General features: G+C 57.0%; 10 protein-coding genes and 2 pseudogenes. 10 read left to right on the plus strand and 2 right to left on the minus strand.

Annotation, left to right across the window (positions count from 1 at the left end):
- Nucleotides 1-35 precede the first annotated feature (35 nt).
- The 9 genes and pseudogenes from EN932_RS02025 to EN932_RS02065 form a co-directional block, all read left to right on the plus strand.
- Nucleotides 36-1,142, plus strand: coding sequence for an ABC transporter substrate-binding protein (locus EN932_RS02025; protein WP_063169315.1), 1,107 nt, complete (start codon nt 36-38; stop codon nt 1,140-1,142).
- 190 nt (nt 1,143-1,332) lie between these two features.
- A complete protein-coding gene (locus EN932_RS02030) occupies nt 1,333-2,421 on the plus strand; it encodes an ABC transporter ATP-binding protein (RefSeq protein ID WP_224570037.1) in 1,089 nt (362 codons plus the stop codon).
- Nucleotides 2,422-2,441: 20 nt separating this feature from the next.
- On the plus strand, nt 2,442-4,220 hold the full coding sequence (locus EN932_RS02035) for an ABC transporter permease subunit (protein WP_063169314.1): 1,779 nt from the start codon (nt 2,442-2,444) through the stop codon (nt 4,218-4,220).
- Nucleotides 4,221-4,313: 93 nt separating this feature from the next.
- Nucleotides 4,314-4,487 carry a hypothetical protein gene (locus EN932_RS02040; RefSeq protein ID WP_164548525.1) on the plus strand — a complete coding sequence of 58 codons (174 nt, stop codon included), beginning with the start codon at nt 4,314-4,316 and terminating at the stop codon, nt 4,485-4,487.
- A gap of 319 nt (nt 4,488-4,806) precedes the next feature.
- Nucleotides 4,807-5,802, plus strand: coding sequence for a succinylglutamate desuccinylase/aspartoacylase family protein (locus tag EN932_RS02045; protein WP_063169313.1), 996 nt, complete (start codon nt 4,807-4,809; stop codon nt 5,800-5,802).
- A gap of 453 nt (nt 5,803-6,255) precedes the next feature.
- The gene (locus tag EN932_RS02050) at nt 6,256-7,509 is read left to right on the plus strand and encodes a methylaspartate ammonia-lyase (protein ID WP_063170371.1); all 1,254 of its coding nucleotides are present in this window, start codon (nt 6,256-6,258) and stop codon (nt 7,507-7,509) included.
- 11 nt (nt 7,510-7,520) lie between these two features.
- Complete coding sequence (locus EN932_RS02055; protein WP_063169312.1) at nt 7,521-8,672, plus strand: CaiB/BaiF CoA-transferase family protein; 1,152 nt, start codon at nt 7,521-7,523, stop codon at nt 8,670-8,672.
- A 133-nt stretch (nt 8,673-8,805) separates the two neighbouring features.
- A complete protein-coding gene (locus tag EN932_RS02060) occupies nt 8,806-9,708 on the plus strand; it encodes a CoA ester lyase (RefSeq protein ID WP_210326668.1) in 903 nt (300 codons plus the stop codon).
- 24 nt (nt 9,709-9,732) lie between these two features.
- Nucleotides 9,733-9,857, plus strand: a pseudogene (locus EN932_RS02065) (integrase core domain-containing protein); the annotation flags it as partial.
- Between the two features lie 55 nt (nt 9,858-9,912).
- On the opposite strand, the gene EN932_RS38675 reads toward EN932_RS02065, so the two are convergent.
- Nucleotides 9,913-10,287 carry a zinc ribbon domain-containing protein gene (locus EN932_RS38675; protein ID WP_063169311.1) on the minus strand — a complete coding sequence of 125 codons (375 nt, stop codon included), beginning with the start codon at nt 10,285-10,287 and terminating at the stop codon, nt 9,913-9,915.
- 528 nt (nt 10,288-10,815) lie between these two features.
- Here EN932_RS38675 and EN932_RS38680 point away from each other — a divergent pair.
- Nucleotides 10,816-10,952 (plus strand): annotated as a pseudogene (locus tag EN932_RS38680) (IS3 family transposase); the annotation flags it as partial.
- A gap of 48 nt (nt 10,953-11,000) precedes the next feature.
- Here EN932_RS38680 and EN932_RS02075 read toward each other — a convergent pair.
- Complete coding sequence (locus EN932_RS02075; protein ID WP_063169310.1) at nt 11,001-11,348, minus strand: transposase; 348 nt, start codon at nt 11,346-11,348, stop codon at nt 11,001-11,003.
- Between the last annotated feature and the right edge of the window lie 760 nt (nt 11,349-12,108).

A 12,108-nucleotide genomic window follows, 5' to 3' on the forward strand; every position in this document is an offset into this window, starting at 1 on the left:
AATCAAGGCTGAGATCACAAGAAGAGGGTAACGACATGAAATACGAAATAAATCGCCGACGATTGCTGCAGGCGACATCGACCGCCATGGCGGCTGGCGCTCTGTCTTCAATTGCGGGCCGCGTTGCGGCCCAAACACCCAACCAGATCAACGTAGTGCTAGGCGGCGGCGATTGGGGAAAGGCTAACATTGAGGCTTACGCTAAGCCATTTGAAGCTGAGACCGGTATCAAGGTCAACCCAATCACCGACGACATGGGTATGGGACAGGTCGAGTTGATGGTAAAATCGGGCAATGTCACGGTAGATGTCGGGGCGCTTACGCAAGGGTCCGGCTTGGTCGCAGCTAAGAAAGGAATTCTTGAAGAAATTGATTACTCCTTGTTCAGGAAAGAAGAGCTAGACGGAATTTATGAATTTGCCAAGCAACCGTTTGGCGTGGCAAATTTGATTTACTCATATAATATGGTATATAGCACAGACGTATTCCCAGCTGATAAACCCCGGCCGACAAACTGGGCTGAATTCTGGGATGCTGATAAGTTTCCCGGCGTTCGCACCTTGGTGTCCGGCCAGTTTGGTTCAGAAGGACCCTGGGAAGAGGCCCTGTTAGCGGACGGTGTATCTCCCGATAAGCTCTACCCGATGGATATCGACCGGGTGTTTGCCAGTTTGGACAAAATAAAGCCGCACATCCGTAAGTGGTGGAGCAGCGGATCAGAGATTCAACAGATGTTGCATGATAAGGTCGTTGACATCGCTCAATCGTATGACGGAAGAGCTCTACTGTTGATCGATCAGGGCGCCGCGACGGAGATCAATCGAAACCAGGCGAAGCTGCAGTGGGATTATTGGGTCATTCCAAAGGGTTCACCCAACGCGAAGGCTGCGCAGAAGTTTATCGAATTCGCCACTCGCGCGGAACGTCAGGCAGCATTTTGCCAATTGTTTCCTGAGGGACCAAGCAACGGCAATGCGTTCAAACTTCTTCCCGAGAAAGTTGCGCGCAAGCTCCCTACCCACCCAGATTACATCAAGAGCAGCGTTTCCATCAACGGCAAATGGTACAATGAGGTAGGCCCCAGCGGTGTTTCCAACACTGAGATGCTTATCCAGCGGTGGAATGAGTGGATCCTGCAGTAGGGTTGGTTGAAGTGCGAAAGTCCGGTCGGGGTAACTCCATACCGGGCTAAAGTCGAAACTGATGCTGAAAATGTGACGGGGAGCGGGGTAGCCCACTAGCCTCTCCGCTCACGGCATCGGGTACGACGGCAGAAGGTACGGCAAATGCCTGCTAATGCACGCCAGCGATGGTGGAGGAGCCACAGTGAACATGCACGCAATGAATACCGCCCCCCGTTCGGAAGTTGACGCTGCAGATGTGAACCAATCGGTGCCACAAATTCAGTTCAGCAGTGTTACCAAGATGTACGGGAGTGTTCCGGCGGTCAGGGATCTGTCGCTGACCGTGCGTCGCGGCGAGTTCTTGACGATTCTCGGCCCGAGCGGCTCGGGTAAGACCACTACCCTGATGCTCTTGGCCGGCTTTGAGGCCCCGAGTTCGGGTGATATTATGATCGCCGGCCATTCAGTGGCTTCGGTCCCGTCCTACCGGCGCGATCAAGGAATTGTGTTCCAGAGCTATGCGCTGTTCCCGCATCTCACAGTGGCTCGAAACCTGGAATTCCCTCTCGAAATGCGGGGCATGGCTCCCGATCAGAGGAAGGTTCGGGTAGCCCGTATGCTTGAGCGCGTGCATCTAGGGGAATTCGGCGGTCGCATGCCATCCCAATTGAGTGGCGGTCAGCAGCAGCGCGTGGCGCTAGCCCGCGCGCTGATTGCCGATCCACCCTTCCTATTACTTGATGAACCGCTTGGCGCACTCGACCGTAACCTGCGTGAGCAGATGCAGATCGAGATGAAGAGCTTGCACAAGGAGTTCGGTATCACGACGGTGTGCGTTACGCATGACCAGGAGGAGGCGCTTACTCTGTCAGACCGGATTGTTGTAATGCGCGCAGGACGTGTCGAGCAAATCGATACACCAGAGGCCCTCTATGATCGGCCATCATCGTGCTTTGTCGCTAAATTTCTGGGTGAGGCGAACATTCTCGAGGATGCCTTGTTGCTGGCCAGAGGGGGCAACGCGCCGCAAATCGGCACCGTTGCGATGATAAGGCCAGAGCGCATCAGTGTACTTCCGAAGACTGCGGAGTGGGCTCAAACGGACCAGCGGCAATATGTTGCCGGTGCGGTCGACGATATGATTTTTGCCGGCCCTCTGCGAAAATACCATGTTCGCGTTGGCAACAATGTTCTCATCGTCCGGGAACATGTCGCGGCAGACCAACCTGTTTTCCAGCCAGGCGAGGAGGTTTGCCTCACGTGGCTGCGGTCAGACATTCGCTTCGTTTCGCCATAAGCGATTGATAAGGGATATCCATGAAGCTTTTGCGCAGAATGGCCAAGGTGCCACTTGGGTTAACCGCGCCCGCGTTCGCGCTTTTGCTTGTGGTTTTCGGTGCCCCTATAACCTTGCTTTTCCTAAGCAGTGTCAATGCCCCCGATTTCTCGTTCCAATACTACGGAGCGTTTTTCGCCCAGCCAGCTAATGTGCGGGTGCTCTTTCAAACGATAGAAATAAGTCTGGTCGCAACTGCCATCTGCTTAATCGTAGGCTATCCAACCGCGTATCTGATCGTCACGGCATCCAAGACTCTGCGCATGACGCTCATCGCTCTCGTGATCATCCCCTATTTGACCAGTGGGCTGGCGCGTACCTACGCATGGATTGTTATTCTTGGGGATCGCGGGGTCATCAACAACATCTTGCTGGACGTCGGATTGATCGATCGACCTCTGCAACTCATCTATAACCGAACCGCGGTCTATATTGGCATGGTCCACATCATGCTGCCGATGATGATACTTCCCTTGGTTAGTGCGATGATGGGGATCGATCGGTCCTTGATGGCTGCTGCACGCAGTATGGGAGCGGGACCTTTCACCGCTTTCAGGCGTGTATTTCTCCCCCTTAGCATTCCAGGCGCACGGAGTGGCTCGCTCCTAGTTTTTGTGTTCTGCCTAGGATTCTATATCACGCCGGCGGCACTTGGGGGATTGCGCGATGCCATGCTTTCAACCTTCATTGCGGCCGAGGTGAATAGCTCGTTCGATATTCCGCGCATTGCCGCTGCGTCCTTCATCCTTCTCGGGTTTGCCATTGTGGTGCTTTCCATGGTCGGGCTTGACCTCTCCGGCAAACAAGAGCAAAGCCAAACTCGAGCTCCGAAGGGCTCGATGTCCCGACTACCCATTGTTCTTGTTATCAAACGAAACTTCAGCGAAATTCTGCGTCCCTATCGTGTCAAACGGTGGACGGGACGGCGCTACGTGCCTGGGGCGGAAAGGCGATGGCCTAAAGTCGTCGCGATCGTTTTTATCGTTTTGGTGATGGCCTTTCTTTTATTCCCAGGGATAATCGTTGTCATCATGTCGTTCAGTTCCGGGGCATTTTTGCAATTTCCGCCTTCGGGCCTGTCGCTTCAATGGTATCGCTCGTTTTTCGGCGATGCATCTTGGAGCGGAGCAGCTTGGACCAGCGTCGAGATTGGTGTCGAGGTAGCTGTTATTTCTACTCTATTGGGAACACTTGCTGCTTTCGGATTGAGCCGAATAAGCGCAAGACTTCGCGGCGTGCTGACAATGATCATAATCACGCCTATCACCTTTCCAGTTATCGTGGTCGGTATCGCGACTTATCTGGGTCTCATCCAGATTGGTCTAATCGGCACAAAGGGTGGTATCGCCCTCGCTCACAGTATCGGCGCTGTTGGAATTGTGGTGGTGATCGTTTCTGCGACGTTGGCCAACTTCGATCGGACGTTAGAGCAGGCGGCCAAGAGTATGCGTGCCGGACCACTGCAAACGTTTTTTCGCGTAACACTGCCGTTAATCAGGCCGGGAGTGATCGGCGGCGCCATGTTCGCATTCCTCCAGTCATTCGATGAAGCGGTCATAACGTCTTTGGTCGGCGGTCTGTCGGTGCGGACGTTGCCCTTGAAGATGCTGGAGAATATCCGCCACCAAATCGACCCGACGATTGCTGCAGTCGCTTCTCTTTTGATGCTTCTGCCTTTAATCTGGATGCTTGTCCTCTATGCCGTCTGGTGGCGTTCTCGACCGAGCATGCAGCGAACATTACAGGAAGCCGCTGCCTAACTGGCGTGGCAGATCCACTTCCTGATGATGCGTCCGACCTATTCCTACGGACTGGCGACAAGCATCTGTTCGGGGCTTCAACGGGCGGATAAAATGGCCACCTGGTCCAAAACGGAAACCAGTAAAGCTCTTGCAATTATCATCTGGCACATGCGGATCAAGGATTCGGACTATGTCTGGGATCGGCCGGCCTTGCTCGCCAGCAAGCTCAGACCTGCCGATCCTCTTGCTGCGCGCCAGGATGGAATTCGAGGTCAACGGCGCTGACCGGATCGCACAGATCCTTCGCCCGTCTGAACAACGAACAGCTAGCCAACGTCAACCGGCTGATCGCGCGATTTCTGAAATCGGCTACCCACCGCGACTTTGACCTTCCTCCTCCCTTAGTGCACCGGGATCAAGGTGACGAACCAAGGGACAGGTCAGCAGAGCGAGCCCTGGTCATCTGAAAACGCGATGGTGCCGTCTCGGACATTATATTGGCGAAGTGGTGACCGCGTGTGCATAGTTCCAGGCGAAAAAAATAGCCGTGTACAAGACCATATGCCCGGTCAAAGTCGCCAGATCACCCGCAATAGGTTAAGCAATGAACGAAGCACCACATCTTACGTTTGATCTCGATGCGCATGGCGTGAGCAGAGGACACCTCGTTGTGCCGGGAGGCGCCGACCATGAAGAGTTCTCGCTTCCGGTTTTTAGTCTTAATAAGGGCGATGGACCGCGCCTTCTTATCACCGGTGGGAATCATGGCAATGAAATGGAGGGGCCATTAGTCGCGCGGCGGCTTATCGAGTGGCTGCCACAAGCGCAAACCAGTGGTAGGATCATCGTGCTGCCAGTGCTTAATCCATTGGCAGTTCAAGCATGGAGCCGCAATACTCCGCTTGATGGTTTGAATCTGAACCGCGTGTTTCCGGGCCGTGCCGACGGGTCTGTTACGGAACGAATCGCGGATGCGGTTTCACGCGTATTGTTGCCAAATGCCGACATCGTTTTCGATCTGCACAGCTTCGGCCCAACGTGGGATTTTCCCCCGGCGGTCATCACGCATCCAATTGCTGATGCGGATCTCATGGCTAAGACGCTCGCAATGGCAGCGGCATTTAAGCTGCCCGTAACATTGCTCTGGCAACATGACGACACGGCTGGGATGTTCGACAGTTGGGCACATAGCCTAGGGAAGGTATTCGTTTGCGCGGAATTCGGCGGTGGTACGGTTAGCGCAGAAGCTCTAGCGATTTATGAAGCTGGAGTTCGCAACGCGCTCGTTATGCTTGGACTCGTCGAAGGAAAAGTCGAGGACGTGTCTTTCCGTAACAAAAGGTCCAGTCAGACCCTTGAGACGCTGATATCAGACGAGTTGAAATCGCCCGCGCAGGGTATCTTCGAACCTCGCTGCTCTGTGTTGGATGAAGTGAGGTCGGGAGATCTTATAGGTATCCTACACTCTATGGATTCTGTTTCCGCTCCGTCCATTGACATCCGAGCGCCTGGGCCATCAATCGTCCTAGCCATAGGATCGGGCGCGCATGTCGACCGCAATGAAGGGGTAGCCATCCTTGCGCGGCCGCTGCATAACTAGAGGTACAGATTAGCCGCGCCTTGGCCAGCTGTAGTAACTCCGGTATGAAGGCACTGGCCTCGACTGGAGCTTATAGGCCAGCTCCTCGGATCGATCAGCGGCTGATCCTGTCTTCCAAAATCATGCCAAAAAGATTGCTTGATCCTTGATCGCTTGGTTTATACTAACCATGGTTGAAAGTGGCGGTCCGAGATGGGAGCTGGCCGGACGGATTGATCGCCTAGCTTCTGTTATGGAAGCAGGGGCGACGATCCGGCGCACCGCGACCAAGAGGGGAGGCGGACGGTGCCGTCCCCGCTGACGCCCGTAAAACAACTTTATCGTATCTTAAAACGAGATGGGCACGTTCGGGGCTTTATATTGGCAAAACCGATTCCGAACGGGGCATAACTTAGGACAGAGCGCGCAAATCCGGCCGCAGCTCATAGCTTGGCCAAACTCGAGTATAATTCAGTGCAGATCAAAGACGTCATTCTCACGCCCGGCAACGGCGCCTTCTTTTATGACGATCAAGCTGCCATTAGGGCAGGGGTTGGCCAGGACGGTTTTGTTTACGTCGGCGAGCCATTGACGCCCGGCTTCCGTGATATCCGTGTTCCGGCAGCTTGCTTAAGCGTCGGGCTTGTCCTGGAAGACGATATGGTCGCCTGGGGCGATATGATGGGAGTGCAATACTCAGGGGCTGGCGGGCGTGACCCCCTGTTTGACGTCGGAGCCATCATGGATCTCACGTCACGTGTTGTTGTCCCGCGGCTCTTAAACATTGATGCGTCCAGCTTTTTGACAGCCTGCTCCAGTGTCTTCGATCTCCATACTGGGAAACGACTCCCACTATGCATCGAATATGGGGTCAGCCAAGCCCTTTTAAGCGCTGCTGCCCATGCTGCGCGTCGTACCATGGCGGAGGTGGTTTGTTCGGAATTTTGCCTATCCATGCCGCATCGTCGTGTCCCAATTTATTGCCAGAGCGGTGATGCGCGCGAAATCAATGTCGATAAAATGATCCTGAAGGGGGTGGATGTGATCCCGCATGGCCTCATCAACTCGCGTAGCAAATTCGGCGTTGGGGGAGAAACCTTTCTGGATTTCGTCAAATGGGTGGCGCACCGCGTCAAGCAAATCGGCCAACCAGACTATTCTCCGGTGCTGCATTTCGATGTGTACGGCTGGATCGGTATGGAGATCGGGCTCGACGTCCAGCGCATCGCCGACTTCATCAGTAAGGTTGCTGACGCGGTTCCGGAGTTCACGGTGAATATCGAATCGCCAGCCGACTTCGGGTCTACGCCGGCGCAGGTCGAAAATTACGGGCAGATCGTCGGCATTCTGAATGCGCGCGCGTCACGTGCGCGCATCGTTGTCGATGAACGCTGCAACACCTTAGAGGATGTGCGTCTGTTTGCGGAGGCTAAGGCGACCCATCTCGTGCAGATCAAGACGCCGGACGTGGGCTCGATCGCCGACAGCGCCCGTGCGGTGCTTCTGTGCAAAGAGAACAACGTGGACGCCTATGTGGGAGGCAGCTGCAGCGAGACGGATCTCTCCGCGCGAGCGACGGTTCACATTTCGGTGGCAACACAGGCGGACATGATGCTCGCGAAGCCTGGCATGGGCATCGACGAAGGTCTTTCCATTGTAGGCAACGAACAAAATCGGTTGCTCGCCATGCTTGATCGGCGTCGGGCACAAAACCTGAAAGCCGCGTAGGAAGCGCCCTGATGCTAAACAGTCTCAAGGACATCACGGTTGTGGCGGTCGAACAGGCCGTTGCAGCTCCCTACGCATCGTCTCGCCTTGCTGACGCAGGCGCCCGGGTGATCAAGGTCGAAAGGCCCGAAGGGGACTTTGCCCGAAACTACGACAAGCTGGTGCGGGGGCAGAGCGCGTACTTCGTCTGGCTCAACCGGGGTAAGGAGTCGGTCTGTCTAGACCTGAGGTTGGAGGCGGATCGCGCCGTCCTCGACACGCTCATTGCCAGTGCTGATGTCTTCATCCAGAATCTAAAGCCGGGCAGCATAGAAAAACTGGGGTTCGCGTCCGCTGATCTGCGTCGACGATATCCGCGGCTGATCACCTGCGACATTTCTGGTTTCGGGGAGTCAGGGCCGTATTCCCATTTGAAGGCCTACGATCTGATCGTCCAGGCCGAAACAGGTCTATGCGCTATCACCGGCAACCAACAGGGGCCTGCGCGTGTAGGGGTCTCGGTTTGCGATATCTCGGCGGGCATGACAGCGCACAGCGCCATTCTTCAGGCACTGTACCACCGCGAGGTCACCGGCGAAGGGACCAGCATCCAGGTGTCACTGTTTGATGCCGTCGCCGACTGGATGAACGTGCCGGTTTTGCAAAATGATTACAGCGGCTACCAGACGGTACGCGCAGGCGTGAAACACCCGTCGCTCGCGCCGTATGGTGCCTATCGCTGTGCCGACGGCAAAGAGGTCATCTTTTCGGTTCAGAATGACCGCGAATGGGTGAATTTCTGCGAGAAATTCCTGAAGCAGTCCGGGCTCACACGCGCACCTGGTTTTGCTGACAATATGGAGCGCCTCGCTCATCGTGCGCAACTTGATGAGATCATTGAACAGCGGTTTTTTGAACTATCCTGCCACGATGCGATGCAGGAGCTCGAGGCGGCCGGCCTGGCATATGGCCGACTGAACGAAGTGGTGGATGTTTCAAAGCATCCACACATTCGCAGGGTGCAGGTTGGAACACCCGATGGAGCCGTCGAGACGATAGCGCCGGCGGCGATTTTCAACTCGGAGCTCCCCTCGCTTCGCCCAGTCCCGGCTCTTGGCTCTCATACCGAGGCTGTCCGCGAGGAGGTGCGGGCGCTTTTGCGCGAAAGAGCCGCGTCAGCGTGAGCGCGCGTTTCAGTAAGGTGAGACTGCTCGCGGTTTACAAAATGCCTGTGTACCTCGGATCATTTCAGCGCACCGGCCGCCTAGAAAGCTCACTGGCAGCGCCCGCGCTAAAATCGGCCGCAAAGGCGTCTCCATGATCAAGGACACCTTTGCGGCCGTTGAAGGCGCGATGTCTGTACCGCGCTGGAGATCCCTGCTCTTCGTTCCTGTTCACGTTCCGCGCTTTGTAGAGACGGCCCATGAGCGGGGCGCAGATGGCGTCATTCTCGACCTGGAGGATTCCGTGCCCCAGGATCGGAAAGGAGAGTCACGGCAGCAGCTTCCTGAATGCGTGGCAGAGGTGGGCCGGAAAGGCGCATCTGTTTTGGTCCGCGTGAATCATGGTCTGCGCGCCTTGGCGGCCGATCTCGATGCAGCCGTGATGGCGGGTGTTGACGCACTGGTTCTTCCGAAGACGGATTCGGCAGAGTGGGTTATAGAGATCGCGAATGCGGTTTCGGAACTAGAACGTGAAAGAAATCTTCCGCAGGGAGGCATCCGGTTCCTTGCCCAGATTGAGACCCCGGGCGCCTTGCAAAGGCTTGCGGCCATTGCGTCGGCGCATCCAAGGATGGTCGCAATGGCGCTTGGCCCTGAAGACTTCAGCGCCGCTGTTGGCGGCGCCCCAGGATTCGACCTTCTTTTGACGCCGAACCTTTCTGTTCTGTTTGCCGCCCGCGCGGCCGGCTTGCTCCCGCTGGGCTTCATAGGAAGCATCGGCGAGTTCTCGGACACGCATAAACTTCGTGAGGCCGCGGTGCGGGCGCGGCGGCTTGGCTTTGCCGGAGCTTTGGCGATCCATCCGACACAGGTGGCCATATTCAATGAGGCTTTCTCGCCAAGCGCCCAGGAGCTCGAGTGGGCCCATAAAGTTGTCGCGGCGGCAAATGATGCCGCCACGCGTGGACTGTCCGCATTCTCGTTGAATGGCAAAATGATAGATCCGCCAGTGGTGCGGCGCGCCCACGAGATCCTGATTCTTGTGGGCAACAACTGACTGGCCTGTTATCAGCGGCTGAACAGGAGCGAATGGCACTACACCGCGCCGGGCAAGCCGATGCAAAATGGCTACGCGATTCCCTCAACGGCCGAATGCGAGACGAGCTGTTGAACGATGGCCTGTTCTTCGGCCTCGACCACGCCCGCAGTGCCACTGCCGAATGGAGGCAGGACCTAAATCCTGTTCATAACACTCATCTGTCTATGTCATTTGAGTGAATAGGTTTTGCTGATCTGGATGCGATCCCATGGGGTATTTTGGGTTTTGCCGCGCGCGATGAACGATGCGCTGAGCCGCCGGTTCGTCAAGCGTTGATCGGCTGAAGACCCATGGACCGTCCGGCAGAGGATGAACGCCTTCGATCGACGCGAGTCCACCGAAGGCGATGCAACGCGGCTCGCCATTGTCAAGCAGACCACGCCAGCAGGAATAGCGCGGAATGTTGTGCTTGGTTCCCGTGTAGCGGACCGTCAGCTCGCGGCCGCAGCGCCGGCAGCGGACAAGGTCGGCGAGCAGAGCGTCGCCATGCTTGGGCGCCCCGTGATGCCGGCTCGTGGGCACGTGGTCGCTCACCATCTTGCGGATCGCTTCCGCCTTTCCCAGCCGACGTAGCCTTCGTGTGCACCCGGAATCAGCGCCAGCATCTCGCGCCTTACGGCGGCTGCGCGAGCGAATGGCGGCATCTGCGCGGTCTGCGCGTCGTGCGGGTTGGAGAAGATCGAACTGATATGTCGTAGGCTGGCGCGGTATGGACCTCTCCCCGGTTCGCTTCGTGAGGACCCGATGCTGCGCCCGAATCCTCCAATTGCGATGGGGTGTGGGAATTGGCCGTCGGGTCCTGCAGCAGTGTCACCAAGACGCCAAGCGTTCTGGGATCGATATGTGGGGCAGGGCAATGCGCCACGCGGTGCAGACCGCGATCAAACATCCAGGCCGGAACTTCCAGCCACCGATCGGAGGCGTGGCGGGAGAGACTGCAGCGGAAAACCTCCCGGTCGGCGTTCTCGATCACCTCATGAACGTGAACACAACGCCCGGCCCAAGGATGCCACGGATAAAGAAACTTGCGTTCCTCGGTCCTGTGGGTGTTCTTTCCTGGTGTTGTTCAACACCGTGAGGCCGCATTCCTCGCTCGCTATTTGACCCCGGCGGTCTTCGCCGGAACCCTCGCCGCAACCGGCTCCGACGCTGCACTCAATGAAGGCTTCGCGCCTCCGCCCGTTGCTCAAACCGCGCCATAACAGAAACGGCCGAGGCTAATCGCCACTGGTTGAAAGTTCAGTGGCAGGTCAGAGGGTCTGGCTCGACGGCCTTAGCTTCAGGCTATCCGGCCAATCCCGGCGATCACCCAGCGACACGATGACTGACCAGTGCTCAGCGCCACCGCCGGAGCTGCAAAAAGAGTTGCGTATGATTGAGCGTTCGACCACGTTGCTGTCGATCTTGATATGGCCTCGTCCAGGATGCGCGAGAGGCGCTTCCCAGCGCGAGAGCGTGTAGGGGATCGCCGCTGTGAGCTTGGTCTTCTGACTGATTTGGCCGAGCTTCTCTAGCCGCCCTGGGTCCAGTGCCGTGATGGTTGAGCACTTTTTGCCTGCGTGCAGCAAGGCCTCGTTGGCCTCGGCTACGGATGTCATCCTCGATCTTTTAGAGTTCGCGGATCCTTCTTAGCGCCTCGATCGGGCGCGGCATGGCAGAAGGCGAGCGTGAAGCCGCTTTTCGTCGGCCAGCAAGCGATGGCCCGCTATAGCCGTCGACCTGCAAGTTCCGGTAGAGAGCCTGCGAGATGAGCGATCGCACGCTGGGCCTTTTCGGTCCGGCGCATAGACATAAGACGCCCGGCGGTCCGCTCCCTCCCTAATCAGTCATCGCGGGCATAAATCCAGAGTAGGCCTGTCTTCGTCTTGCCGACCCCGGAACGAGCACCGGCGCGGTCGTCGCACGTCGGCGAAGAGTTTTGGCGAGGACTTCGGTTTTGCTAAAGCAACCGTTCATGGACCAGACGTAGGTGCCAGTCCGGCGCGGCCGACTACCGGCGCTGCCAGCAGCCTGGGCAAGCGAACCAAATTGTAGCCCGCCAAGTTATGCCGCGCCCGCGGTGGCACATCCTCGCAGCTTGACCTTGGCCATGCCGTCTGAGGTCTTGACTGACCGAACCCTCCTCTGACCCCTTAGGGCAGTGCTGACTGAGATCATAGCCCGGATGGCGCTTCGTGCGGTCATCGATCGCTATACGCGAGGCTTGTTGCTTTCTGCTCAAATGGGCGTTGAAGGCAACGCGCGGCGTGATCTTGCTCTTTGCAGGTCCTTGACTGGCGCGTCCTAGGCTTCGCCAGCGCCAGTCGATGCGCCGTCGCGGCGTCTGCGGTCCAACATAGCGAGAGCGGCATCACGCTC

Origin of the sequence: Mesorhizobium sp. M7A.F.Ca.US.002.01.1.1, from assembly GCF_004022955.1 — a bacterium.
Classification (GTDB): Bacteria; Pseudomonadota; Alphaproteobacteria; order Rhizobiales; family Rhizobiaceae; genus Mesorhizobium; species Mesorhizobium ciceri.

What these genes read in the sequence shown, in the direction of transcription:
- EN932_RS02025 (WP_063169315.1), top strand. Translation starts at nt 36, where the DNA reads ATGAAATACGAAATAAATCGCCGACGATTGCTGCAGGCGACATCGACC.
- EN932_RS02030 (WP_224570037.1), top strand. Translation starts at nt 1,333, where the DNA reads ATGCACGCAATGAATACCGCCCCCCGTTCGGAAGTTGACGCTGCAGAT.
- EN932_RS02035 (WP_063169314.1), top strand. Translation starts at nt 2,442, where the DNA reads ATGAAGCTTTTGCGCAGAATGGCCAAGGTGCCACTTGGGTTAACCGCG.
- EN932_RS02040 (WP_164548525.1), top strand. Translation starts at nt 4,314, where the DNA reads ATGGCCACCTGGTCCAAAACGGAAACCAGTAAAGCTCTTGCAATTATC.
- EN932_RS02045 (WP_063169313.1), top strand. Translation starts at nt 4,807, where the DNA reads ATGAACGAAGCACCACATCTTACGTTTGATCTCGATGCGCATGGCGTG.
- EN932_RS02055 (WP_063169312.1), top strand. Translation starts at nt 7,521, where the DNA reads ATGCTAAACAGTCTCAAGGACATCACGGTTGTGGCGGTCGAACAGGCC.
- EN932_RS02060 (WP_210326668.1), top strand. Translation starts at nt 8,806, where the DNA reads ATGATCAAGGACACCTTTGCGGCCGTTGAAGGCGCGATGTCTGTACCG.
- EN932_RS38675 (WP_063169311.1), bottom strand. Translation starts at nt 10,287, where the DNA reads ATGGTGAGCGACCACGTGCCCACGAGCCGGCATCACGGGGCGCCCAAG.
- EN932_RS02075 (WP_063169310.1), bottom strand. Translation starts at nt 11,348, where the DNA reads ATGACATCCGTAGCCGAGGCCAACGAGGCCTTGCTGCACGCAGGCAAA.